Origin of the sequence: Agrobacterium sp. YIC 4121 (assembly GCF_002008205.1) — a bacterium.
GTDB lineage: Bacteria > Pseudomonadota > Alphaproteobacteria > Rhizobiales > Rhizobiaceae > Agrobacterium > Agrobacterium leguminum.
The window spans coordinates 197,675-219,350 of the sequence record NZ_MRDI01000016.1; the positions used below are offsets into that span (position 1 = coordinate 197,675).

At 59.3% G+C, this 21,676-nt stretch carries 24 protein-coding genes and 1 tRNA gene; 12 read left to right on the forward strand and 13 right to left on the reverse strand.

Features of this window, described 5'->3' with window-relative positions:
- Window positions 1–5: 5 nt before the first annotated feature.
- The 3 genes from BTE54_RS15510 (at window position 6) to BTE54_RS15515 (ending at window position 1,201) form a co-directional block, all read left to right on the forward strand.
- Complete coding sequence (locus tag BTE54_RS15510) at window positions 6–452, forward strand: SMI1/KNR4 family protein (RefSeq protein ID WP_065654982.1); 447 nt, start codon at window positions 6–8, stop codon at window positions 450–452.
- A gap of 49 nt (window positions 453–501) precedes the next feature.
- Window positions 502–756 (forward strand): hypothetical protein, encoded by a 255-nt coding sequence (locus BTE54_RS24975; RefSeq protein ID WP_125145652.1) that lies wholly within the window; start codon window positions 502–504, stop codon window positions 754–756.
- 97 nt (window positions 757–853) lie between these two features.
- Entirely contained in the window at window positions 854–1,201 is a 348-nt protein-coding gene (locus BTE54_RS15515; protein WP_223215635.1) for a hypothetical protein, read from the forward strand.
- 9 nt (window positions 1,202–1,210) lie between these two features.
- Here BTE54_RS15515 and BTE54_RS15520 read toward each other — a convergent pair whose 3' ends face one another.
- Genes BTE54_RS15520 through BTE54_RS15530 form a run of 3 tightly spaced genes read right to left on the reverse strand, consistent with a single transcriptional unit; the run spans window position 1,211 to window position 2,528 of the window.
- Window positions 1,211–1,819, reverse strand: coding sequence for an ATP-dependent Clp protease proteolytic subunit (locus BTE54_RS15520; protein WP_065654981.1), 609 nt, complete (start codon window positions 1,817–1,819; stop codon window positions 1,211–1,213).
- A 41-nt stretch (window positions 1,820–1,860) separates the two neighbouring features.
- Window positions 1,861–2,217 (reverse strand): SRPBCC domain-containing protein, encoded by a 357-nt coding sequence (locus tag BTE54_RS15525; RefSeq protein WP_065654980.1) that lies wholly within the window; start codon window positions 2,215–2,217, stop codon window positions 1,861–1,863.
- Window positions 2,214–2,528, reverse strand: coding sequence for a metalloregulator ArsR/SmtB family transcription factor (locus BTE54_RS15530; RefSeq protein ID WP_065654979.1), 315 nt, complete (start codon window positions 2,526–2,528; stop codon window positions 2,214–2,216). The genes BTE54_RS15525 and BTE54_RS15530 overlap by 4 nt, the downstream gene beginning before the upstream one ends.
- Before the next feature lie 159 nt (window positions 2,529–2,687).
- Here BTE54_RS15530 and BTE54_RS15535 point away from each other — a divergent pair, with 159 nt between their 5' ends.
- Window positions 2,688–4,244, forward strand: a complete 1,557-nt coding sequence (locus tag BTE54_RS15535; protein ID WP_065654978.1) for a phospholipase D family protein — start codon at window positions 2,688–2,690, stop codon at window positions 4,242–4,244.
- A gap of 16 nt (window positions 4,245–4,260) precedes the next feature.
- Here the strand turns inward: BTE54_RS15535 and BTE54_RS15540 are convergent, their stop codons facing one another.
- From BTE54_RS15540 to BTE54_RS15550, 3 genes are all read right to left on the reverse strand, one after another.
- The gene (locus tag BTE54_RS15540; RefSeq protein WP_065655037.1) at window positions 4,261–5,094 is read right to left on the reverse strand and encodes a response regulator; all 834 of its coding nucleotides are present in this window, start codon (window positions 5,092–5,094) and stop codon (window positions 4,261–4,263) included.
- 161 nt (window positions 5,095–5,255) lie between these two features.
- Window positions 5,256–7,769 carry an FAD-dependent oxidoreductase gene (locus BTE54_RS15545; protein ID WP_065654977.1) on the reverse strand — a complete coding sequence of 838 codons (2,514 nt, stop codon included), beginning with the start codon at window positions 7,767–7,769 and terminating at the stop codon, window positions 5,256–5,258.
- Window positions 7,770–8,066: 297 nt separating this feature from the next.
- The gene (locus tag BTE54_RS15550; RefSeq protein ID WP_143240726.1) at window positions 8,067–10,703 is read right to left on the reverse strand and encodes a mechanosensitive ion channel family protein; all 2,637 of its coding nucleotides are present in this window, start codon (window positions 10,701–10,703) and stop codon (window positions 8,067–8,069) included.
- Window positions 10,704–10,825: 122 nt separating this feature from the next.
- Here BTE54_RS15550 and BTE54_RS15555 point away from each other — a divergent pair, with 122 nt between their 5' ends.
- From BTE54_RS15555 to BTE54_RS15575, 6 genes are all read left to right on the forward strand, one after another.
- A complete protein-coding gene (locus BTE54_RS15555; protein WP_003524764.1) occupies window positions 10,826–11,080 on the forward strand; it encodes a GlsB/YeaQ/YmgE family stress response membrane protein in 255 nt (84 codons plus the stop codon).
- Window positions 11,081–11,235: 155 nt separating this feature from the next.
- A tRNA-Lys gene (locus BTE54_RS15560) sits at window positions 11,236–11,311 on the forward strand.
- Between the two features lie 179 nt (window positions 11,312–11,490).
- Entirely contained in the window at window positions 11,491–11,742 is a 252-nt protein-coding gene (locus BTE54_RS15565) for a hypothetical protein (protein WP_020810465.1), read from the forward strand.
- Window positions 11,743–11,942: 200 nt separating this feature from the next.
- A complete protein-coding gene (locus BTE54_RS15570; protein ID WP_003524760.1) occupies window positions 11,943–12,173 on the forward strand; it encodes a hypothetical protein in 231 nt (76 codons plus the stop codon).
- A gap of 76 nt (window positions 12,174–12,249) precedes the next feature.
- Window positions 12,250–12,396, forward strand: coding sequence for a hypothetical protein (locus BTE54_RS24980; RefSeq protein WP_158080269.1), 147 nt, complete (start codon window positions 12,250–12,252; stop codon window positions 12,394–12,396).
- A 56-nt stretch (window positions 12,397–12,452) separates the two neighbouring features.
- Complete coding sequence (locus BTE54_RS15575; RefSeq protein WP_003524758.1) at window positions 12,453–12,641, forward strand: hypothetical protein; 189 nt, start codon at window positions 12,453–12,455, stop codon at window positions 12,639–12,641.
- A 234-nt stretch (window positions 12,642–12,875) separates the two neighbouring features.
- Here BTE54_RS15575 and BTE54_RS15580 read toward each other — a convergent pair whose 3' ends face one another.
- Window positions 12,876–13,124 carry a hypothetical protein gene (locus tag BTE54_RS15580; protein WP_078053044.1) on the reverse strand — a complete coding sequence of 83 codons (249 nt, stop codon included), beginning with the start codon at window positions 13,122–13,124 and terminating at the stop codon, window positions 12,876–12,878.
- A gap of 680 nt (window positions 13,125–13,804) precedes the next feature.
- Here BTE54_RS15580 and BTE54_RS15590 point away from each other — a divergent pair.
- Window positions 13,805–14,242 carry a PACE efflux transporter gene (locus BTE54_RS15590; RefSeq protein WP_078053045.1) on the forward strand — a complete coding sequence of 146 codons (438 nt, stop codon included), beginning with the start codon at window positions 13,805–13,807 and terminating at the stop codon, window positions 14,240–14,242.
- A gap of 23 nt (window positions 14,243–14,265) precedes the next feature.
- On the opposite strand, the gene BTE54_RS15595 is transcribed toward BTE54_RS15590, so the two are convergent.
- The 5 genes from BTE54_RS15595 to BTE54_RS15615 form a co-directional block, all read right to left on the reverse strand.
- Window positions 14,266–15,231, reverse strand: coding sequence for a dienelactone hydrolase family protein (locus BTE54_RS15595; protein ID WP_078053046.1), 966 nt, complete (start codon window positions 15,229–15,231; stop codon window positions 14,266–14,268).
- 112 nt (window positions 15,232–15,343) lie between these two features.
- Window positions 15,344–15,949 carry an ABC-type transport auxiliary lipoprotein family protein gene (locus BTE54_RS15600; protein WP_078053047.1) on the reverse strand — a complete coding sequence of 202 codons (606 nt, stop codon included), beginning with the start codon at window positions 15,947–15,949 and terminating at the stop codon, window positions 15,344–15,346.
- 15 nt (window positions 15,950–15,964) lie between these two features.
- Window positions 15,965–17,335 (reverse strand): MlaD family protein, encoded by a 1,371-nt coding sequence (locus BTE54_RS15605; protein WP_078053048.1) that lies wholly within the window; start codon window positions 17,333–17,335, stop codon window positions 15,965–15,967.
- Between the two features lie 8 nt (window positions 17,336–17,343).
- Entirely contained in the window at window positions 17,344–18,180 is an 837-nt protein-coding gene (locus BTE54_RS15610; protein WP_003502972.1) for an ABC transporter ATP-binding protein, read from the reverse strand.
- A 10-nt stretch (window positions 18,181–18,190) separates the two neighbouring features.
- Window positions 18,191–19,351: an ABC transporter permease gene (locus tag BTE54_RS15615; RefSeq protein WP_065656138.1), complete on the reverse strand. Its 1,161-nt coding sequence runs from the start codon at window positions 19,349–19,351 to the stop codon at window positions 18,191–18,193.
- 144 nt (window positions 19,352–19,495) lie between these two features.
- Here BTE54_RS15615 and dgcA point away from each other — a divergent pair, with 144 nt between their 5' ends.
- Window positions 19,496–20,479 carry an N-acetyl-D-Glu racemase DgcA gene (gene dgcA / locus BTE54_RS15620; RefSeq protein ID WP_078053049.1) on the forward strand — a complete coding sequence of 328 codons (984 nt, stop codon included), beginning with the start codon at window positions 19,496–19,498 and terminating at the stop codon, window positions 20,477–20,479.
- A 290-nt stretch (window positions 20,480–20,769) separates the two neighbouring features.
- On the opposite strand, the gene BTE54_RS15625 is transcribed toward dgcA, so the two are convergent.
- Entirely contained in the window at window positions 20,770–21,609 is an 840-nt protein-coding gene (locus BTE54_RS15625; protein WP_161988019.1) for a UDP-2,3-diacylglucosamine diphosphatase, read from the reverse strand.
- Window positions 21,610–21,676 lie beyond the last annotated feature (67 nt).

The following is a 21,676-nucleotide window of genomic DNA, read 5'->3' on the forward strand; positions in this document are numbered from 1 at the left end:
TTTTGGTGACAACACGACGCAAAGAGTTTGATGCACTATGCTACGAGGGGCAAATTTCAGGACCAGTTGAGACTCATGAAATTCAACACGCAGAAGCGGAGTTGGGTGTCCAATTCCCCCTAGAATACGCGGATTTGTTAAGAACGTATGGTGCTGTGTTGGCTGATGGCTTCACGATATTCGGCTTACCTAGCGCCGAAAATAACGATCCGCCCCTTTGGCAAAACGTTGTTTCAGTGACTCAACAATTGAGAGAATGGAAACAGGTGGGGGCGGAGCGGCCAAGTCTAATTGCGATCTCAGAAGATGGATTTGGAAACTATATATATATGGACACTCTATTTTATTCGGAAAGTAGAATGTGCATTATAGGTCCGAACATTAACAAGGTTTTTGACGTGAGTATATATGATTTTTTTCTGGATTTTGCTTCCGGAAACTTGAATTTGTGAAAATTGGTCTGGCATATCATCAGCCCATGAATCCTAACTGAATAAAACAATGAAAAACTGTGATTGGGAAGAAATTTTCTCCTTCAGAAGCTTAAGCGAATATCGGCGATTTTTAGCTTGGCTCGAAGAGCAAGTAAAAAGAGGAGAGTGCGAAGAAATCGTAGAAGATAAGACTATTTTTTTTGAGCCGACCGAGCGTAAGTTTCGCTGTAGAGAGAGTGGTCAAATATGGCGCTTGTTGTGTCCTGATCCGGGCTATTTCTCAGGTTCATGGCGTTCTGAAGTGATTGGCACTGAGAGGTGACACCGGCTCAGTTCCCCGCACTTTCCAAGCAAACACAGCATGGTGCAGCTTCAGAAAATTACGAGGCCGGGCCGAGTGGCTGCATCGCGGCGTCGATATGCGCGATGTCGCCGATGCCCATGTGCTGGCGCTGACCAATGCGGGAGACGATTTCCAGCGCTATATCATATCGGCAACCACCCCGTTTTCCGCCGATGACTGCGACAGCCTCGCCAAGGATGCCGCTTCCGTTCTCCGGCAGCGGACCCCGGCCCTCGCCGACGCTTTCACGCAAAGGGAATGGGCGCTGCCGGCAACGATTGACCGGATCTATTCGCCCGCTTGCGCCGCAGAGGGTCTGGGCTGGACATCCCGCTTCGGTTTCGGCGAGGTACTTGCACAATTGGACCGGCGCAGTCTGGAGGTCCCGCCTGTGGGCGCCAATATATGCAGGAAATCCGAATAACCGTCTGGCTTATGCCGCGATATTCTCACGAACGCCCAGAATGCGATCGATCAGGCCCCATTCTTGGGCTTCCTCCGCCGTCATGAAAAAATCGCGGTCCATGGCCGCTTCGAATTTTTCATAGCTGTGTTTGCAATGTTCGGAATAAAGCCGCGTCATACGGTGCTTGGTCTGCCGCATCTCTTCGGCATGGATCAGCATGTCCGACGCCTGCCCCTGGAAACCGCCCAGCGGTTGATGAATGTGGATGCTGGCATTGGGAAGGGCGCTCCGTTCGCCCGGTTCACCCGCCATCAGCAGAAACGATCCCATGGAGCGGGCTGTTCCCATGCAGAGCGTATGAACCGGTGCGCGGATATAATGCATGGTGTCATACATGGCGAGACCGCTGGTCACCACACCGCCTGGCGAATTGATATAGAGATGGATCGGCTTCTTCGGGTTTTCCGCCTCCAGAAACAGCAATTGCGCGCAGACCAGCGCCGAAACCGCATCGTTCACCTCGCCGTTGAGGAAGATGATCCTTTCCCGCAACAGCCGGGAATAGATATCGAAAGACCTTTCTCCCCTTGACGATTGTTCGACTACCATAGGGACGAGTTGCATCGCTTCGCGCATCGGCGAACTCCTGTCGTTGAAATGTCGGGGAAGGTTACGGATCAGGCGGCGAGCTTGATCGGCGAACCGTTGTGGTTTGCGGCGGCCTTTATCATCCGGCCGGTATTGACGGGCAGGTCATGAATGATGCGCAGGCTGGTGCCGCCATGGGCATTCGCCGCGATCCTGAAGGTGACGGTGCTTTCCAGAAATGACGGATTATCCTCGCGCAGCCGGTAGCGAACCTCCTCACCGGGCTTGATATCGATCGCATCGGGCTCCGCCAAAGCCTCCTTCGGCAGCCAGTTTTCACGAAACGCCGGAATGCTGATGGCGCGCCAGACCTTTTGCGGCGGCTCGTCCAGATCATATTCAAGCTCGATGCCGTTTTTCGGCGCTTCCGGTGTCTGCCTGTTCATTGGTCCATATCCTTCAGCAGGAGTTTGAGAGCCTCAATGCGCTGCGGCCAGTAGGCGCGATATTTGCCGAGCCAGGCCGCAATGCGCGTCAGCCCGTCCGGATCCACCTCATAATTGACGAAACGGCCCTGCCGCTTCTCGACCACCAGCCCTGCCCCGCGCAACACGGAAAGATGCTGCGACATGGCCGGCTGGCTGATCTCGATCCCCTCACGCAGGGCGGAAGCGTTCATGGCGCCATCCGCCAGCCTTTCGAAAATGGCGCGGCGCGTCGGATCGGCCAGCGCCCGGAAAATATCGTTCTCTGTCATAGCAACACATAAGCACACGCTTATGTGATTCACAAGCCCTTTCGGCGCGTGGAAAACGCGTCTTTTTCACGCTGATGGCACGAGGTGCCGTGAACGCTTTCTTCCCTCGCGCGTTTTCATCCCGCCTGATACTCTTCGGGCCGGGAGCGATCAAAACAAGTGACTGCATTTACGGTCTTCATCATCATTCTTCTTATGGTCATTGGACCGAGCCTGTTTGTCGTCATCGGCAAACAGCGGGAAAAGGCCATTCCCAAGCGCCCCTCCACCGCCCTGCCCCTTGCCGAAGACGCGACGACGCTGGACCGGCACTGGCAATCGATAAGAAACGGCTGGAACGAGAAAAATGCGCTCTGCCTGCTGCATTCCAACCTCGATGCCTTTGCGGTGCGCGTGGCGGCGGCGCGTGCCGCCGGGCGCAGCCTCGACCTGATGTATTACATGTGGAATGCCGACCTGACCGGACGGCTGATGATGCGTGAAGTCATCGCCGCCGCCGATCGCGGCGTGCGCGTGCGTCTGCTGCTCGACGATCTCGGCGTCTCCATCTCCGACCGCATCTTCCACGCCATCGACAGCCATCCGAATATAGAGTTGCGCCTGTTCAACCCTACCCGGGCGCGGGAAAACATTCTGCATCGAAGCATCGAGCTGGTACTGCGCTTCCGCAGCGTCAACCGGCGCATGCACAACAAGGCCTGGATTGCCGATGGCCGGGCCGTGATCGTCGGCGGGCGCAACATTGGCGACGCCTATTTCGACGCCGCCGAGCGGGCGAATTTCCACGATTTCGATATTCTCGGCTTCGGCAACATCGTCGCCGACGCCACGGAAATCTTCGACGATTACTGGAACAGCGCCGTTTCCGTGCCCGTGCGTTCGCTATTGGCGCGCAGACCGAGCAAACTCGCAAAGCTGCGGCGCGAACTCGATGCCCTGCCGAAAAGCGAAGCGGCAAAACCCTATCTGGAGCGCGTCGATAGCCAGTATGGCCGCGACCATTTCCTGATGTCGGACCGTCTGCACTGGGTCGAGGCGGCGGATATCCTCGCCGACCCGCCGGAAAAGGCGGCGGGCAAACGCCGCAAGGGTCATAACTTCCTGATGGAAAGCCTGCTGCCGCTGATGCAGGCGGCAAGCGACAGCCTGCACATTACCTCCCCCTATTTCATTCCCGGCAAACAGGGTGTGGGGATATTTCAACAGCTCGCAGAAAACGGCGTGTCGGTCGCCATCCTCACCAATTCGCTGGCCGCGACAGATGTGGCCGCCGTGCACGCCGGTTATGCCCGCTATCGAAAACCGCTTCTCTCCGGCGGGGTGCGCCTGCACGAGCTGCGCGCGCAGGCGGATCAGTCGAACTTCACCCTGCGCGGCTCGGGACAGGCGAGCCTGCATACCAAGGCCTTCACCCGCGATGGCAGGACCGGCTATATCGGTTCGCTCAATTTCGATCCGCGTTCCGCCTCGCTGAATACGGAAATGGGCGTCGTCTTCAACTCGGCGCCGCTGGTTGCCTGTATGGACGAGATATTCGCCGGCGAAATCCGTCGCACCATGAGCTTCGAGCTGGAAATCGACAAAGGCAGGCACATCGTCTGGATGACGGAAGAACAGGGGCGGACAAGGACATACCGGCGCGAACCCGACGCCGCCATCAGCCGCCGCATCGTCGCCGGTATCATGCGCTTCCTGCCGCTGGAATCGCAGCTTTAACGGGGAAAGCCTGGGTTCAGGCCGCCGGCCTTACCCCCGCTTTCGCCAGCTGTATCTGCACCAGCGTATCGAGGTTCTGGTTGACCCGGCAATAAAACTCCTCGTCGATGAAGGGGCGCAGCATGAAATCATTGCCGCCCGCCTTCAAAAACCGCGCGGAAAGCAGCCGGTTGGTGGAGGAAGACACCCCGATGATGCGCAGCTCATGCGACCCGCGCATGGTGCGGATGCGCCGTGTCAGTTCGAAGCCGTCAATATCGGGCATGTTGTAATCGGTCACCACGAGGCCGATATCGGGATTGGCCTTCAGAATATCGAGCGCCTTCGCACCGCTGTCGGCCAGGCTGACGCGGAAATTATAACGCTTGAGACGGCTCGAAAGCAGCGCCCGCGCCGTCGGGCTGTCATCGACGATCAGCACGTGATGGCGATGGTTGGTGAGAAAGCGGCAGACGGATTCCGTCAGCATATCCACGGCGAAAATATTGTCCTTCAGAATATAATCGACCACATCCTTGGCGATCAGCGTTTCGCGCGTCGCCTCATGAAAAGTGCTGGTGAAAACGATGGTCGGGATCGAAAGATCGATCAGATATTCCAGCGCCTCGCCCTTTTCCGCCCCCGGCAGGTTGATGTTGGAAATCGCCAGCGTCACCGGTTCGGGAGAATGCTCGTAACAGGCCTGCAATTCCTCGAAATTGCGGCACACTTCCACGGTAACGCCCAGCAGTTCCTTCAGGCGCATGCTCACCATCTGGGTGAACACATTGGTATCTTCCGCCAGCAAGATGCGGCTGTTGGTAAAAGGCACGCCAGAATATTGCATGCCCGTAATGCCTAGAAAATTCATTCTGCCCCGATCCCCCATCGTATGTCAGGGAAAGATAGCAGGCTCATTTTTCAAAATCATTAATAACACTTTTGCCGGAAAAGCAGTTGAGCACATGCTTACCTAAACGGAAACACGGCCCGCGAGGGGCCGTATTCCGAGTTTGGGAGGGGTATTTTGTCTCAGGCGCGCAGAAGCGCATTGTCCGTGTCGAACGGGCTTTCTTCCACCACTTCGGCATCATAGGACGTACCGAGAATGCGGATCTTGAGCTTGGTGCCCACGGCCGCATATTCCGGTTTGAGCATGGCGAGCGCGATGGATTTGCCGAGACGCCAGCCGAAACCGCCGCTCGTCACGCGGCCCGCAAGCGCGCCGCTTTCATCGACGATTGCCTCCGAACCGCGCGCATCGACATCCGTATTGCCTGACACGGTGAGCGTCGAGAACACCCACTTCACGCCGGCCTCCTTGTAAGCCACCAGCGCATCACGGCCGATGAAGCTCTTCTCCGGGCGCAGGAAGCGGTCAAGACCGGATTCATAGGCGTTGTATTCGACCGAAAGCTCGCGACCCATGTTGCGATAGGATTTTTCGAGCGACATCGACACCATGGCGCGGATACCGAAAGGCTTGATGCCAAATTCAGCGCCCGCTTCCATCAGCCGGTCGAAGATGTAGTTCTGCATCTCGATCGGGTGGTGCAGTTCCCAGCCAAGCTCGCCCACGAAGTTGACGCGCAGCGCATGCGCCGTTGCAACGCCGACGGAAATCTGCTTGCCGGTGAGCCAGGGGAAGTCCTTGTTCTCAAGGCTGGTGCGGGTCAACTTCTTAAGCAGATCACGCGACTTCGGACCGGCCAGAACCAGCACGCCGTATTTCTGGGTGATCGGCTGCAGCACAACCGAGCCATCGGTCGGTGCCAGACGGAACAGTACGTCGTGGTCATGGGCTTCGAGACCACCGGCCGAAACCATGTAGAAGCGGCCCGGCGCCCATTCATAGACCGTGAATTCCGCCTTCACACCGCCGTTCGGCGTCAGAAGATGGGTGAGCGCGATACGGCCACGCTTCTTCGGCACCGCATTGGCGAGAATGCTGTCCAGCCATGCCCGCGCACCGGGGCCGGAGACCTCCATCTTGGCGAAGGCCGACATATCGAGCACGCCGACATTCTGGTGGACATTCTTCACCTCGTTGCCGACATGTTCGAAATAGTTCGAGCGGCGGAACGACCATTTCTCAACGATACGGCCGTCATCCAGGGCCGGCGCGTGATTGTGGCTGGTGATGACATCGGCACCCACGCCGAGATCTTCCTCGCGCAGCGCATAACCTTCCGGTGCATACCAGTTGGCGCGCTCCCAGCCATAGACGGAGCCGAACACGCCGCCGAGCTTCTTTAGGCGGTCATAGACCGGCGTCGTCTTCAGCGGGCGGGCGGCGGAGCGCTCTTCGTCCGGGTAATGCATGGTGAAGACATTGGCATAGGCTTCCTCGTTCTTGGCGATGAGGTAACCTTCCGTTGCGTAAGGGCCGAAGCGGCGCGGATCGACCCCCATCAGGTCGAGCGTCGGCTCGCCATCGACGATCCATTCCGCCAGCTGCCAGCCAGCGCCACCGGCAGCGGTGATGCCGAAGGAATGGCCTTCGTTCAGCCAGAAATTCTTGAGGCCCGGTGCGGGACCGACAATCGGGTTGCCATCAGGCGTATAGGCGATAGCACCGTTATAGACCTTCTTGATGCCCACTTCGCCGAAGGCCGGAACGCGCACCATGGCGGTTTCGATATGCGGCATCAGGCGGTCGAGTTCTTCCTGGAACAGCTCATATTCGCTGTCATCGGAGGGACCGTCGACATAACAGACCGGCGCGCCGACTTCATAAGGACCGAGGATCAGGCCGCCCGCTTCCTCGCGCATATACCAGGCGGAGTCGGATTCGCGCAGCACGCCCATTTCCGGTAAGCCCTGGCGACGACGCTCCTGGATGGCCGGGTGCGGCTCGGTGACGATATATTGGTGCTCGACCGGAATGACCGGAATGTTGATGCCGACCATCTCGCCGGTCTTGCGGGCAAAGGAGCCCGTGCAGGAGATGATGTGCTCGGCGATGATCTCGCCCTTGTCGGTTGTCACCTTCCAGTGACCGTCTTCCAGCTGCTCGATGGCGGTGACGGTGGTGTTGCGATAGATGGTCGCCCCGCGATCACGCGCGCCCTTGGCGAGCGCCTGCGTCAGATCGGCAGGCTGAATATAACCGTCATCGGGATGCTGGATGGCGCCGAGCAGACCGTCCGTCTCGCAGAGCGGCCAGATTTCCTTCACCTGCTCCGGCGTCAGCATGTTGACGCGCACGCCGATGGTCTCGGCGATGCCGGCATAATACATATATTCGTCCCAGCGATCCTTGGTGCGGGCGAGACGGATATTCGAGACTTTGGAGAAGCCGACATTCATGCCGGTCTCTTCCTGAAGCTCCTCATAGAACTTCACGGAATATTTGTGAATCTGGCCAACCGAATAGCTCATGTTGAACAGCGGCAGAAGCCCGGCCGCATGCCAGGTGGAACCCGAAGTCAGCTCCTTGCGCTCGATGAGCACGCTGTCGCTCCAGCCCTTCTTGGCAAGATGATAAAGCGTCGAAACGCCAACGACGCCGCCACCGATCACCACCGCCCGTGCATGTGTCTTCATTTACAGAACCCCTGAAAAGCGCCGGCCTTGCCTTATTCCGCCGACATTGGATGGGAGGAATATGAAGCGCTTGCGGGTTGTTCAGCCGCCTGATTGCGACATGGCCATAGGGTGCTGCGACAGGGAAGAAAATGCGGAGCACGCCGGATGAATGCAGCACAGCTTTGCCGCTCGTTTCTTCTCCCCGCCGGGAGAAGGTGGCCCGAAGGGTCGGATGAGGGGCAAGCTGTCTAAATACGTCTACCCTAGCCCCCTCGTCCCGCTGCCCGGAACTCGACGTCCACAAGCAACAGCGATCTACGCTTTCGCGCCGGGTTTCTCCTTCGGCTCAGTCGGCTTCTCGCTCTTCGAGGCCTCTTTCTCTGCCGTTGCCGCACCCGTATGGGCCACCACCGCCTTGTCGCCCTCCTCCGAAAGCAGCGCCGCCAGCATCTGCGGGTTGGCGTCGCCTTCCACGTGGATGTTGAGGTTGCGCTGCGGGAACGGGATGTCGATCCCCTCCTCCCGGAAGCGCTGGAGGATTGCGATACGAAGCGCGTTTTTCACGCCAAGCCCGTTGGAGAGATCGGCAAGGTGGAAACGCAGTTCGAAATCCAGCGAAAAATCGCCAAAGCGCAGAAACTCCACATGCGGCTCGGGATTGCGCAGCACCGGCGGCTGGGCGCGCACCAGTTCCAGCAGAATATCCATCACCTTCTGCGGATCGGAATCGTAAGAGACGGAAACGGGAATTTCCGCGCGCATGATGCGGTTGCGGTGTGTCCAGTTGCCGACCGAGGAATTGATGAACTCCGAATTCGGCACGATGATCGACTGGCCGCGGAAGGTTTCGATCTCGGTGGCGCGCACGGAAAGCCGCTTGACGGTGCCTTCCGTCGTGCCCGTCACCACCCAGTCGCCCACCTTGAAGGGGCGCTCCACCAGCAGGATGAGGCCGGAGACGAAGTTGGAGACGATGTTCTGCAGGCCGAAACCGATACCCACCGAAAGGGCCGACGCCACCAGCGCCAGGCTGGAGAGGTTGAGACCGGCCGAAGACACACCGAAGATGGCCGCCACCGCGATACCGAGATAACCGATACCGGTCTTGACCGAGTTGCGCACCCCGGCATCCACCTGGCCGCGCGCCATGACGTTATTGTCCAGCCACTTCTGGAACCAGCGGGTGACAATGTAACCGATGGCGAAGACGAGGACGCCGCCGAAGAGGCTGATCAGCGAAATGGAGGCATTGCCGACGGTTATCCCGGTCAACAGGCGATAGGCCCAGCTTTCGATATCGCCCGGCTGGAAGCCCCAGGAAAACAGGATGAGCGGCACGCCGAAGGCAAGCGCGACGGCATAAATGCCAAGCCCCGCGGCAAGGCCGGCCTGATCGAGCGCCACCACGCCGAGACCGAAACGCCGTGCGAGATAACGGCCGGCAAGCGATTCTGCAAACGCGCCCTGTCGCGAAATCGCCTTGCCGGAGAGAATGCCGATATACATCGTCGCCAGCACCGCGCCGGTGGCGACGATCTGCGTGGCGAGGAAGCGTGCAAGCCCGACATAACCCGTCAGGCAGGCGCCGATGAGAATGAGGCCGCCCACCCGCAGCAGGATGACCAGCCAGCGCGGGAGGCGCTGGTTGCCGGTCTCGTAATCCTGCCCCTCGCCGATCACCGGCCGTAGGAACGATACTGTCAGCAGGATAAGGCCGATGATGATCGAGGCGAGGAAACTCTTGGCAACCGTGACGATCAGCGGCGAATAAAGCGTCTCGCTGATCGTGCCGAACAGGTAATCGAGCCCATTGACGAGCGCCATCAGCAGCACCGCCGAAGACAGCGTGTGCGCGCCCTTGTTGGACACCTTCAGAAGACGCCATTCCGGCTGCGTCGGCGCAAAGATCGCATAGCTCAGCCGCGAGACGAAATAAACGAAACCGGTGATCGCCATCGCCCCGAACAGGATCGGCGCGATGTCTGACCGCAGCACGTTGAAATTATCGAGGAAGAAGGCGGAGGTGACGAGAAACAGGAACAGCGACAGCGACTGCACCATGGTCGACCAGAAGGCCACCGAAAGCCGTCTCAGATAGGAAGGCTCGCCCGTAAAGGCCCGCCGGTCCATGCGGCTGCCGAAAAACCGGTAACCGCCCACGAGAAACAGCAGGGCGGCCATGATCGACAGCGTCACCGCCCCGAACATCGGCAGGCGCTTGTAATTCCAGACGAAGCTCGCCCAGCTGCTGAAAGCGTTGTTGAGGTTGGTCAATTCGGTCAGAAAGGCGGAGGAGGCATCGCCCAGCGTCTGCGCCGAAACCTCCGTGCGCTTGAACAGGGTGGCGGCAAAAAGCGCCCGGCGAACGGCGGTGATGTTATTGGAAATCTGCGCGGCATTGGTGGCCGTGCTCTCCACCTCGCCGGCAATCGCATTCACCTCGGCCCGTTCCGCCGTCAGCCGGTTTCGCTCCTCCGTCACCATGCTGGCTTCCGGCGGCTGGTCGTCCGCGGGCGCCGCACCCAGCGCATCCAGCCGGGTCTTGATTTGGTCGAGACGGGTGCGCAGCTTGGTGTTGGCGGCGGCGGCATCGGCGGCAATGGTGTCGGCGCGGCCCTTCAGGTCCACAAGCTGCGCATCGTCGCTGCCGCCCGCTTCCACCTGTTTGGCGATCACCGCGACATCGGCCTTCCATTTCTCCAGCTCCGCCCTCGCCTGTTCGACGGTCGAGGCCTGGATAGCCACCGGGGCGGGCGATGTTGTTTCCCCCTGCGCCGCCGCCGGCATTGCCGACAAAAGACCGCCGGCCAGAAAAAGCACCATGGCCATTATCACCGCCATGGCGCCCCTTTGCCGTCGATCCCGCACCAGGCCGTCGAACATCCTTCTGCCGTACATCAATCCGCCGAACATCAACCGCACATCCACGCCTTTCGTCTCTTTGCACCGCATCAGGCTTTTTAGCGCCTGCCGCGCGGAAAACCACCCGCATAAAGCGAGGTTTTCAGGAGTTTGCCTTGCTTTTCACCACGAGAATCATCACCTTTGATGATGCAGCAACATGGGAGGAAATCATGGAATCTGCTGGCATTGGCTGGATCGCAGCCATCATCATCGGTGGTGTCGCCGGGTGGCTCGCCGAACAATTCATGAAAAGCAATATGGGTGTTTTCATGAACATCCTTCTTGGAATCGTCGGCGCGATCGTCGCCAACGCCATCCTTTCGGTATTTGGAATCGTTTTGACGGGTTGGCTTGGTTATCTCATCGCCGGCTTCATCGGCGCCTGCATCCTCATCCTTATCGGCCGGGCTTTCAGGCGCGGATGAATAAAAGGAAAAATCCGTAAAACCCCGGATTTCCAGACTTTTCCAGCGCGACTGAAATTTTTTCGTCACAAAAATCGAAGAAATTTCATTTCCGCGCTGGACAAGCCCAAACTTCCCCTTTATACGCCCCCTCACACCGCCACACGGTGCCGGTCGGGTGATTAGCTCAGTTGGTAGAGCAGCTGACTCTTAATCAGCGGGTCGTAGGTTCGAGCCCTACATCACCCACCAAATTCTTCCTGAAATGACAAGACGTTGCGATGCTAACTTAAAGCATCGCATGATCGCTTGTGCCGGTGCGGCCCCTCACTTTCGCATTGCCATCCTCTGCCGCCGGCAACGAAATCCTCGAGAGACAGGAATCTCGTTGCGGCACCGCCCGTTTCCCCAAAGCTGTCTCAATCGTCCTTATGATCGGGACCATGAGACTGCTCATCAACATATTGCTTTTCATTCTCGGCGCGGTCGGGAGCGGGATATGTGCGTTTTTATTATCGGCAGCGCTTGCCGATTCCGGATTTCTCGGCTCCTGTTTTGAAGGAAATTGCGCTTATGCGGCGCTTTTCATGGTGCTGCCCGTCACATGGTTCGTGCTTTTTGCGCTTTATGTAATGGCGCTGCTGATCTGGCGGCGAAAGCCTTTCCGGAACGGAAGGCTCTGAAAACTTAGATGGCGACGTCATCGCCGCCGCGCACGCGTTGACAGCGATCAAGACTTGCCGCTAACGTCCGCCTGCTGGGGGATTCGCTGCCAGTGATATGCGGGCCTCATGAGCAACCCGATATCACCGGCCTCTGAATGTGCATGTTCCGATTTGCGTCTCGCGTATGTGGACATGACGGAAAACAGGGAGACCAAAGGATGCGGGCCGCAATCAATTCCCCGTCGCTTTCGATCGACACCATGGACTATCAGGCCGAGTGCCAGTTCGCACTTGAACCTTCCATTCACGGGCTGATCGAAAAAGCCGAACATGCCGGCTGGAACCGCCAGCAGGCCGCCCTTGCCATCGTCGCGCTCGCCAGCGAGCATCTCACCGATCTATTGTCCGCCGGCGGCGTTCCCGCGCCGGATCAACGCCCCCTCTCCTGATACCCTCCTCAACCCGGGCGGATCAGCGCCGGCGTCATCGAAACATCATCGCAAAAATCAACACAGCAGGTTCGGAGTGTCCCTGTCGACACTGCCGGAACAGGTTCGTGCTGTGAAGGCCGACGTGTGGGCAAAGTCGATCCCGCACGGCACCCGGACGCAGCTCGTCGCGCCGCGTTCATCGCGCCGGGCGCCAAACCGCCTGCCGGCAACCCTGCCATAGTGTTGACACAAGCCACCAATAATGAGAACATAAAGTGAACATTATGGAGGTCAGCGATGAACACAGCAGACGCAGCCATAGAAAATGCCCTTTCCGTTGTCGCCCGCTCCCGCGATATGCGCGAACGCGCGCTCGAGCGGCGGCGCGAGCTGCAACGGCGAACGGAAGTCATCATCACCCGGCCGCTTTACGTGCTCAAAAAGAACGAAGGGCCGAAACAGCTGTCGCTGAAACTCGACAGCTAGGGCACGCCCGGTTTAAACGGAATCGGTGGGCGTGCTCTACCTCTTTGTTTTTACGCATTCCGGACGTGAAACCGCTTCGCACTTTTACTGGAAATGCTCTACTCGCCGATGCAAAGAACCGGCAAGCGTGGCGCTGTGAAAGCGGAGGCTGCCCCACTTTCCTCCCGAAAGCAAAATCCCGTGCGGATCAACTCACGCACGGGATTTTTAGAATGAAGAGGTTGTTGTGCGTGTTTATTGCATGCGTTGCATTGCGGCTTCTGGTTCACCGGTCGTCGCAACCGCTGGCGGAAGGCGGTCGGTCTTTTTCAGTATGACGACTGGCTTTTCCACCGGATCTGTCGGCGGAACGATGCTTGCGGTTTTGAATTCACGGTCTACGGCAGGAACGGAAGCGTTGATCTGTTGATGACCTGCGCATTCCGCAAGCGCTGCACTGGCGGAAAAACCAAAGACAGCGGCGATAATGAGAACTGATTTCATGTCATTCTCCCTTCGCTCTGGTGGCGATCTCCAGTCTAGGTGGAGACGGGCCGGATTGAAAATCACACTTTAGAGACATCTAAAGCTCATGATCATTTCGGCAGTCGTCGTCATCGATGTGCGTGGCAGACAACAGGCAAATGCCGTCGCCCTTATTTCTTCCGCACATCCAGCGGATTTCGGCAAAGCGGTCTGCGAAATATCATCGCCACATAACTTCCCTTAAGAGAAATAAGGCTTGGCGTGTAAGTCGAAACCTTCGCCGTGTTGGCGGCCTTTATCGTTCTCCCCTCAGAGGAATTCTGCTGCATGGCACGCCTCCTTCCATGAGCGATAACGAAAATGCGCCGGTCTTGTTCCCCATCGCCCTCTCTTTGCTCCGAGAGAGGTCAAGGTGCTGCCAGTTGTTTCTTCTCCCCGCCGGGGAGAAGGTGGCCCGAAGGGTCGGATGAGGGGGCAAGCGCAGAGATATGCGGAGAGCTTGCCCCCTCATCCCGCTGCCGCGGACTTCTCCCCGGCGGGGAGAAGAAACAAGTGGCGCCCTCCCCGTGACATCGACTGTCCTCAACGCCCGCGCTTGAAAATTCCGATCAAAACCTCTATATGCCTCAGCGCGAGGACGACCTCGGCCATATCGGCGACAGCATGCGGGACGGCCCGGTCACATACCGGAGAATGAAATGCGTTCCCTGCAAGATCGTATCCGCCACGCCCTCAGTTTCGAAATCATCGGCCTTCTGCTCGTCATTCCCTTGGGCGCGCTGCTGTTTGGCATGCCTATGGAAGATATCGGCATTGTCGGCCTCGTCAGCGCCACGCTGGCGACGGTCTGGAACTATGTCTACAATCTCGGTTTCGACCACGCCATGCAGCGCATGAAAGGCACGACGCTGAAGACGCCCGCCCTCCGGGTCGCCCATGCCGTGCTGTTCGAACTCGGTCTGCTGATCGTGCTGATGCCCTTCATCGCCTGGTATCTGAATATCAGCCTTGCCCACGCGCTGGTGATGGATATCTCGTTTGCGCTGTTTTACGTGGTCTATGCTTTTGTCTTCAACTGGAGCTACGACCGGGTTTTCCCGCTGCCGGAATGGAAGTCGCAGCAGGACGCCGCCTGACCGGCACGGAAAGGAACAACGCCTCAGAGCAGCGACGCCTTGAAGAAGCTGACCACCTCGGCGTTGAAGCTGCGGTGAAACCCCGCCCGGTCGAAACCCGCCGCATCGCTGCAAATCTGGGGCACGGCCTTTTCCATCTCGGCGGGGCAAGGGGCGATAAAGGAAAAGTGCCCCGCCCCTTTTACCATCCGATAGTCCGGTTTCACCGACAGATCGTCGCGCAGCCTTGCAACATCCTGCGGCGCGACACCGTCGCCGCCGCGTTCCGAACTCCAGAGCTGGACGGGGATCGTGATATTCTTCAGGTCGCCCGCGCCGGGAAAGGCATTCAACGGGTCGGCGGTAACCACAGCCTTCACACGCGCATCCTGACCGCCATGCTGCGGCAATGTCGTCTTCTGCCGCATCTGCGTGCAAATCGGCGCCTGCGGGTCGGGACAGGGCAGCCCGGCATTGGCAAAATCAGGCGTGCCGCCGGCAAGCACCAGCGCGGTATAGCCGCCGCGCGAAAATCCGAAGACGCCGATCCGCCCGGCATCGATGGAACCGGCGTCACTAAAACCTTCAAGCAGATGATCCAGCAACCGGGCAATATCCGCCGGACGGCCCGTCAGCGCGGAAAGCTCGCCCGCCTTTTTCATTTCAAGCGCATTGTCTCCGGGGTGATTGATAGCCGCGACAATGAAGCCGGCATCCGCCAGCGCCGCCGCCGTGTCCCGATGGCTGAAATAGGTGCCGCCAAAGCCATGGGAAATGACGACGAGCGGATACTTCCCTTCAGGAACAGGACAATCGCGCACGGCGGGCAAAAGGAAGAGACCGATCCTGACCTCTTCCGGCGCGGCCGCGCAGGGCGACCATACCGCAGCCTTCATGGCAGCTTTGCCGTTCGCGGCTGGAACGTCGATCAGCCGGAGACCGACCGCCATGGCGGCGCCCGTTCCAGACAGGGCGGAAAACATAAGGCAAAGCAGCAGCAGAAATCGCATCACCAACTCACGGATCGGGCTCACGGATCGGGACCATTATGCACAGGCCGATCGGTGACCGGCGCTACGCGAACATAAAGCGGTTTCCTGTGGCGGCAATAACGCCGAACGCTTAAAGCGATTTCAGCGTCCAGGCCACGATATCGCGCGTGGCGGCGGCAAAGGCCTGATCCAGCGCCTTCACGAAATTGGCGTTGCCGGAACCGCTGACGCGGGCGCTGGCGCGGAACACTTCCTGCGCCTTCACCGTGCCGTTGCGGTCGTTCAGCAGCTTCACCGATATTTCGATATTAGCGATGTTCCTCGCGGTATCGATTTCGAAGGCGCGAATATCGGTCACGACCTGATAGTCGATTGCCAGCCCCTGCCCCGGCCGACCGACGCCACCGAGCTTGCCGGTGTCCTCGAAGGCTTCCACCAGCTTGGACTGCACCATGCGCGGCAGGCGGTCGCTCCATTGCGAATTGCCGAGATATTGCACCTCCGAGCCGGAAAGGCGCACCACGATGTTTTCGCTGTCGAGCGCCTTCAGGGCGGTCGGATCGGCAATCAGCAATTGCCGGCTTTTCAGCGAAGGCCCCTGGGTAGCCGCCCCCGAAGAGACGGAAAGATCGAAAGTGTCGTTCTTCGGCGCACCCGCGCAGCCGGCCATCAAGGCGGCAAACAGCGGAGCCAGAATGAGGGCGCGTCGCTGACGGCCGTTCATCGATCGTGTCATTGGCCCATACCCCTCTTAGCGCCTTGTTCTGCCATCATATTGTTTCACGGTTTCGCCGCCGAAAATCAACCGCTGCGGATCGCGGTCGATATTGGTGATGGCATTGTTGAGATTGTCGACCGTAACCCGCGTGCTGCCGATCAGCGCTTGGAAATCCTTCAGGCCCGAGCTGGAGAAACGCGTCAGATTGTCGGCAATCGGCCCGATACGGGCATTGAGATTGTCAGCAACCGCCTTGAAGGAGGTGAGCGTTTCGCGCGCCTTGGCAAACAGCGAATTGGCGTCATCGGTGCCGAGCATGCCGTCCACCTTGGCGAGAATGCCGTCGACGCGGCTGGAGGCGAGGTTCAGCTTGCGACCCATTTCGGTAAAGTCGGAAACCGCCTGGTCGATATCGGCACGGCGGGCGCCGACATCGTCGGCGATGCGTTTGAAGTTCGCCACGGCATCGCGCGCATCGGCGGTCGCAGAGGAAACGTCATCGACCACGGTGCCCACCTTGGCGGGATCGACGGAGGCGAGAAGCTCATCCGCGCGCTTCACCACGGTCTGCACTTCCGTGCTCGCCGCTTCGAAATTGCGCGCCGTGCTCTGTACCGTCTCCATGATGCCCTGAATATCGCTGGAAGCGGAAGCGACATCCTTCGTCACCTTGTCGACATTCGACAGGATGGAATCGATCTTGCCGGCATCCACCGCCTTCACCAGATCCTCGATGGCCGTCAGCGTGCCGTCGAGACGCACCGAGACCGACTGTACCGTTGTGGAAAGCGAGCTAAGGCTGGCGATGAAATTCTTGATGCCATCGGAATTGGCCGCCAGCGCATCGGAGAATTTCTCGGCATTGCGCACCGTCTGCGTCAGCGGGCCGCGCGCATCCTGCACGAAACCCTGAAATTCGCCGATGGCGCCATCGGCGCGTTTCAGGATCTTGTCGGCGGTGGCGAGCAGGTTGGTAACGCTCGAAAGATCGGCTGTCAGCTCGGCCGGAACGCCGCTTTCGACAGCTTTCTGCAGAATGCGCTCGCCATCCTTATTACCGCCGGAAAGCTCGATATAGGCAGCACCCGTCAGGCCCTGAATTTCAAGCACGGCGCGGGTGGACGGGAAAACCGGGGCATCGGCCTGCACTTCGGTAAAGGCGATGGAATAGGCCGGGTCGTCGCGGTCAATGGCAAGGCCGCGCACGGTGCCGACCGGAATACCGTTGAAGCGCACGGGAGACCCGACGGAAAGACCGTTTGCGGAGCCGGGAATACGCACGACAAGCTGCGCCGTCGGGCCGCCACGACCGAATTCCGCCATCCAGTAAACGAAGCCGAATGCGGCGGCGATCACGATCAGCGTGAAAATTCCGACTATGGTGTAGTTCGCCTTGGTTTCCATGCTTCTTGTTACTCCACCGGATTTTCGTGTTTGCCGTCCGGAAGAACGACAGAGCGGGCCCGTTTGCCGCGGAAATAGGACTGCACCCACGGATCGTCGCAGGCAAACATGTCCTGCAATGTCCCTTCTACCAGCACTTTCTTCTGGCCCAGCACCGCAATGCGGTCACAGACGGAGAACAGGCTGTCGAGGTCGTGCGTCACCATATAAACGGTCAGGCCGAGCGAATCGCGCAAGCGCGCAATCAGCATATCAAATTCCGCCGCCCCGATGGGATCGAGGCCGGACGTCGGCTCATCGAGGAAGACGAGGTCGGGATCGAGCGACAGCGCCCGGGCAAGGGCCGCGCGCTTGATCATGCCGCCGGAAAGCTCGGATGGGTACTTGTCGCCCGCATCGGGCTTCAGTCCCACCATCTCGATCTTCAGATAGGCAAGCTCGTCCATCAGCTTCTTCGGCAGGTCGAGATATTCGCGCATCGGCAGCTGGATGTTTTCCTTCACCGTCAGGCCGGAAAACAGTGCGCCCTGCTGGAACAGCACGCCAAGCCGCTGGTCGAGCATCATGCGGTCGTCTTCGCTCGCCTTGTCGTAGTCGGTGCCGAGAATGCGGATCGCACCCGCCTGCCGTGGCAGCAGCCGCAAGATCGCGCGCATCAACACGGATTTGCCAGCGCCGGAGGGGCCGATGAAGCCAAGAATTTCGCCGCGATAGACATCGAGGTCGAGATTTTCGAGCACGTTGCGGCCGTTGAAGCCGACGGTCACACCCTCGACGGAAAGCACCACCTCGCGGCCGTCTTTCCCGGTTCTTGTCTCATGCGGTTTCTGGTCCAGTTTCTCCAACGCGCCCTCCCTAAAAATCGATGGCTGCGTAGAAGATGGCGAAAAGACCATCCACCAGAATGACAACGAAGATCGACTTCACCACCGAGGAGGTGACGTGCTGACCAAGCGATTCGGCCGAACCGCCCACCTTCATGCCTTCAACGGCCGCGACGATGCCAATGATGAGCGCCATGAACGGCGCCTTGATCATGCCGGCGGCAATGGTCGATTCCTCCACGGCACCATGCAGGCGCGACAGGAACACCTCGAAGGTTATGCCGGAATAGGCAAAGGCCACGATGGCCGCACCGAAAAGCGCTGCGAAATTGGCGAGAATGGTCAAAAGCGGCAGCGCGATGGTGAGCGCCACCAGCCGCGGAAACACCAGCACGCCCACGGGGTTGAGGCCAATCACCTTCAGCGCGTCGATTTCCTCGCGCATCTTCATCGAGCCGATTTCGGCGGTAATGGCGCTGCCGGAGCGGCCGGCGATCATGATCGCGGTCAGAAGCACACCGATTTCACGCAATTGCAGAATGCCGACGAGATCGACAACGAAGACTTCCGCACCGAAATAACGCAGCTGAAACGCACCCTGCTGGGCGATGATCGCACCAATCAGGAACGACATCAGCATGATGATCGGCACGGCGCGCACGCCCATATGGTCGATCTGGTTGACGATCGCCGCCGGCGAGACGCCGCGCCCACGCCCGAGCTTCATCTGCGCGCCGCGCACGGCCGAGCCGAGAATATACATGCCCGCCAGGAAATCCGCGCCGTTCTGGATGACGGCCTTGCCGATGGGCGCAAAAATACGCTCGGCGAGCCCCACCTTCTTGGGCGCCTCGCCCTCCATCTCCACCTTTTCGGGCAACTGGCCGATGACCTCTTCGATACGGTCATTGCCCGTCACGGTGACGGTGGCGCCATTTGCCTCGAGGTCCTTGCGCAGGCGCTGGATGATCCATGCACCCGTCGTATCGATGGCCTCGACGGAAGAAAGATCGATTTCCACCGGGCCGGCGGATTTGCCCTTTTCGATCTTTTCAAGACCGGGGAAAACACCGGCGAGATTGCTGTTGCGCCAGGAACCGCTCATGACAAAACGCAAGCCGCCGCCGGAGACGCTGTCGTCTTCGGTGATTGCGGCCGGGTTCGCCTGTTGCCGTGTGTCCTGTTCTTGCATAATGCTCCGAGCGAGTGCAGCCGTCACGAGATTCTTAAAGGTTTCATAACGTTTTGGCCTCCGGCAAGCCACAGTGACGGCCGACAATTCGTGATAAATTTGGCGTCATGTGTCTTTTGCCGCCCAATCGGAAGTGAAAAAAACATGCCCCGTTACCTTCAAGCCACAACGGAACGTTTTCCCGTCGCCGGCAGCTTCACCATTTCACGCGGCACCCGCACCCACGCGGATGTCGTAACGTGCACCATCCGCGATGGTTCCTTTACCGGTATCGGCGAATGTGTGCCCTATCCGCGTTATGGCGAAAGTATTGAAGGCGTCATCGCCGATATCGAGGCGATGGCGGAGCAGATCGCCGGCGGTGTGACACGGCAGGAACTGCAACAGGCGATGCAACCCGGCGCCGCCCGCAATGCGGTCGATTGCGCGCTGTGGGACCTCGAAGCCAAGATCACCGGCAAAACCGTTGCCGAGCGCATCCTTGGACAGGCGGCAAAGCCGCTCGTCACCGCCTACACCATCTCGCTTGCCGACCCCGAGACCATGGCCGCGAAAACGGCGGAAAACGCAGGCCGCCCGCTGCTGAAGATCAAGACCGGCACGGCGGATGACGAAGCGCGTCTCAGGGCCGTGCGCGCCGCCGCACCCGAAGCGCGCATCATCATCGACGCCAATGAGGGCTGGAACGATTATAATATCGAATATTATCTGCGGCTTGCGGCAGAACTGAAGATATCGCTGATCGAGCAGCCGCTACCCGCCGGCAAGGATGACATCCTCGCCCGCATCGACCATCCGGTGCTGATCTGCGCCGATGAAAGCGTGCATTCCACGAAGGACCTCGCCGGCCTGCGCGACCGTTACGATGCGATCAACATCAAGCTCGACAAGACCGGCGGCCTGACCGAAGCGCTCGTCATGAAGGCTGAGGCCGAAAGGCTCGGCTTCACCATCATGGTCGGCTGCATGCTCGGCACCTCGCTCGGCATGGCGCCTGCGGTGCTCGCGGCGCAGGGCGCGGCCTTCGCCGATCTCGACGGACCGCTGCTGCTGGCGCAGGATCGTGAGCCGGGGCTGGTTTATGAGGGTTCGCTGGTTTATCCGGCACGGCCGGTATTGTGGGGGTAGAACTCTCGCTAAGGGTCCGCACTGGGTTGGTGTCGAGAGGCTGCGTTCGCACCATCTCGCCGGTGCCTAACCGGAAGGTTACTGGGAAGGCTCTAAAGCCTCACCTCCGTCATGCCGGACCTGATCCGGCATCCAGCCACGGCGCGTCTGCGCCGTGAGAAATAGGTCTTACGCGATCAAAGACTTGATCGCACTGGATCCCGGCTCAGGGCCGGGATGACGGTATGCGGATGCTACAATTTTTGCCAAACACTTCGTTTACAGGTGAGCCTGCAACCAAACACGCCAACTCAGGCCGCGTGCTTCCCGATCAGCCCCGGAATATCCACCGGCTCCATCTCGTCCGATGTGTGTTCGGCGGTAACGTCGCTCGTCTGCATCCAGGTGATCAGCTCGAAGCTGCCATCGGCATTTTCGGCAATCGCCGTGCAGCTTTCCACCCAGTCGCCGGTGTTGATGTAGCGGATGCCGTCCATGTCTTCCATGACAGCGTGGTGGATGTGCCCACAGATCACGCCGTCGACATTGTTGCGTCGCGCCTCGTCGGCCACCACGCGCTGGAATTCGCCGATGAAGTTGACCGCGTGTTTGACCTGCAGCTTGGCCCAGGCCGAGAACGACCAGTAAGGCAGGCCGATGCGGCGGCGCACGGCGGCGATGGCGATGTTGAGCGCAATTGCCGCGTCATAGGCCCAGTCGCCAAGATAGGCGAGCAGGCGGGCGTTGCGCACCACCACGTCGAACTCGTCGCCATGGATGATCAGGTACTTCTTGCCGTCGGCGGCCTCATGGATCATGCGCTCGGCAACTTCGATGCCGCCGAAATGCATGCCCGGAAATTCCCGCAGGAATTCGTCATGATTGCCGGGAATATAGACGATGCGCGTTCCCTTGCGGGCCTTGCGCAGAAGCTTCTGCACCACGTCGTTGCAGCCCTGCGGCCAGTACCAGCTGCGGCGCAGACGCCAGCCGTCGACAATGTCGCCGACGAGAATGATCGTCTCGGCCTCGTGATATTTCAGGAAGTCGAGCAGATAATCCGTCTTGGCCGCCTTGGAGCCGAGATGAACATCCGAAATGAAAAGCGTTCTGAACTGTCTGGTTTCGATTTGACCGGCCACGGATTTCATCCCCCTGTTCGGTTGCGTCCCTGCGGCTTTCTTACCTCTCAGAACCAGACTCGTGTTTCAGCAACAT

Excerpts from the sequence above, each read along its gene's own strand:
- BTE54_RS24975 (WP_125145652.1), top strand. The coding sequence starts at position 502 with ATGAAAAACTGTGATTGGGAAGAAATTTTCTCCTTCAGAAGCTTAAGC.
- BTE54_RS15515 (WP_223215635.1), top strand. The coding sequence starts at position 854 with ATGCGCGATGTCGCCGATGCCCATGTGCTGGCGCTGACCAATGCGGGA.
- BTE54_RS15520 (WP_065654981.1), bottom strand. The coding sequence starts at position 1,819 with ATGCGCGAAGCGATGCAACTCGTCCCTATGGTAGTCGAACAATCGTCA.
- BTE54_RS15525 (WP_065654980.1), bottom strand. The coding sequence starts at position 2,217 with ATGAACAGGCAGACACCGGAAGCGCCGAAAAACGGCATCGAGCTTGAA.
- BTE54_RS15530 (WP_065654979.1), bottom strand. The coding sequence starts at position 2,528 with ATGACAGAGAACGATATTTTCCGGGCGCTGGCCGATCCGACGCGCCGC.
- BTE54_RS15540 (WP_065655037.1), bottom strand. The coding sequence starts at position 5,094 with ATGAATTTTCTAGGCATTACGGGCATGCAATATTCTGGCGTGCCTTTT.
- BTE54_RS15545 (WP_065654977.1), bottom strand. The coding sequence starts at position 7,769 with ATGAAGACACATGCACGGGCGGTGGTGATCGGTGGCGGCGTCGTTGGC.
- BTE54_RS15550 (WP_143240726.1), bottom strand. The coding sequence starts at position 10,703 with ATGCGGTGCAAAGAGACGAAAGGCGTGGATGTGCGGTTGATGTTCGGC.
- BTE54_RS15555 (WP_003524764.1), top strand. The coding sequence starts at position 10,826 with ATGGAATCTGCTGGCATTGGCTGGATCGCAGCCATCATCATCGGTGGT.
- BTE54_RS15565 (WP_020810465.1), top strand. The coding sequence starts at position 11,491 with ATGATCGGGACCATGAGACTGCTCATCAACATATTGCTTTTCATTCTC.
- BTE54_RS15570 (WP_003524760.1), top strand. The coding sequence starts at position 11,943 with ATGCGGGCCGCAATCAATTCCCCGTCGCTTTCGATCGACACCATGGAC.
- BTE54_RS15575 (WP_003524758.1), top strand. The coding sequence starts at position 12,453 with ATGAACACAGCAGACGCAGCCATAGAAAATGCCCTTTCCGTTGTCGCC.
- BTE54_RS15580 (WP_078053044.1), bottom strand. The coding sequence starts at position 13,124 with ATGAAATCAGTTCTCATTATCGCCGCTGTCTTTGGTTTTTCCGCCAGT.
- BTE54_RS15590 (WP_078053045.1), top strand. The coding sequence starts at position 13,805 with ATGCGTTCCCTGCAAGATCGTATCCGCCACGCCCTCAGTTTCGAAATC.
- BTE54_RS15595 (WP_078053046.1), bottom strand. The coding sequence starts at position 15,231 with ATGCGATTTCTGCTGCTGCTTTGCCTTATGTTTTCCGCCCTGTCTGGA.
- BTE54_RS15600 (WP_078053047.1), bottom strand. The coding sequence starts at position 15,949 with ATGACACGATCGATGAACGGCCGTCAGCGACGCGCCCTCATTCTGGCT.
- BTE54_RS15605 (WP_078053048.1), bottom strand. The coding sequence starts at position 17,335 with ATGGAAACCAAGGCGAACTACACCATAGTCGGAATTTTCACGCTGATC.
- BTE54_RS15615 (WP_065656138.1), bottom strand. The coding sequence starts at position 19,351 with ATGCAAGAACAGGACACACGGCAACAGGCGAACCCGGCCGCAATCACC.
- dgcA (WP_078053049.1), top strand. The coding sequence starts at position 19,496 with ATGCCCCGTTACCTTCAAGCCACAACGGAACGTTTTCCCGTCGCCGGC.
- BTE54_RS15625 (WP_161988019.1), bottom strand. The coding sequence starts at position 21,609 with ATGAAATCCGTGGCCGGTCAAATCGAAACCAGACAGTTCAGAACGCTT.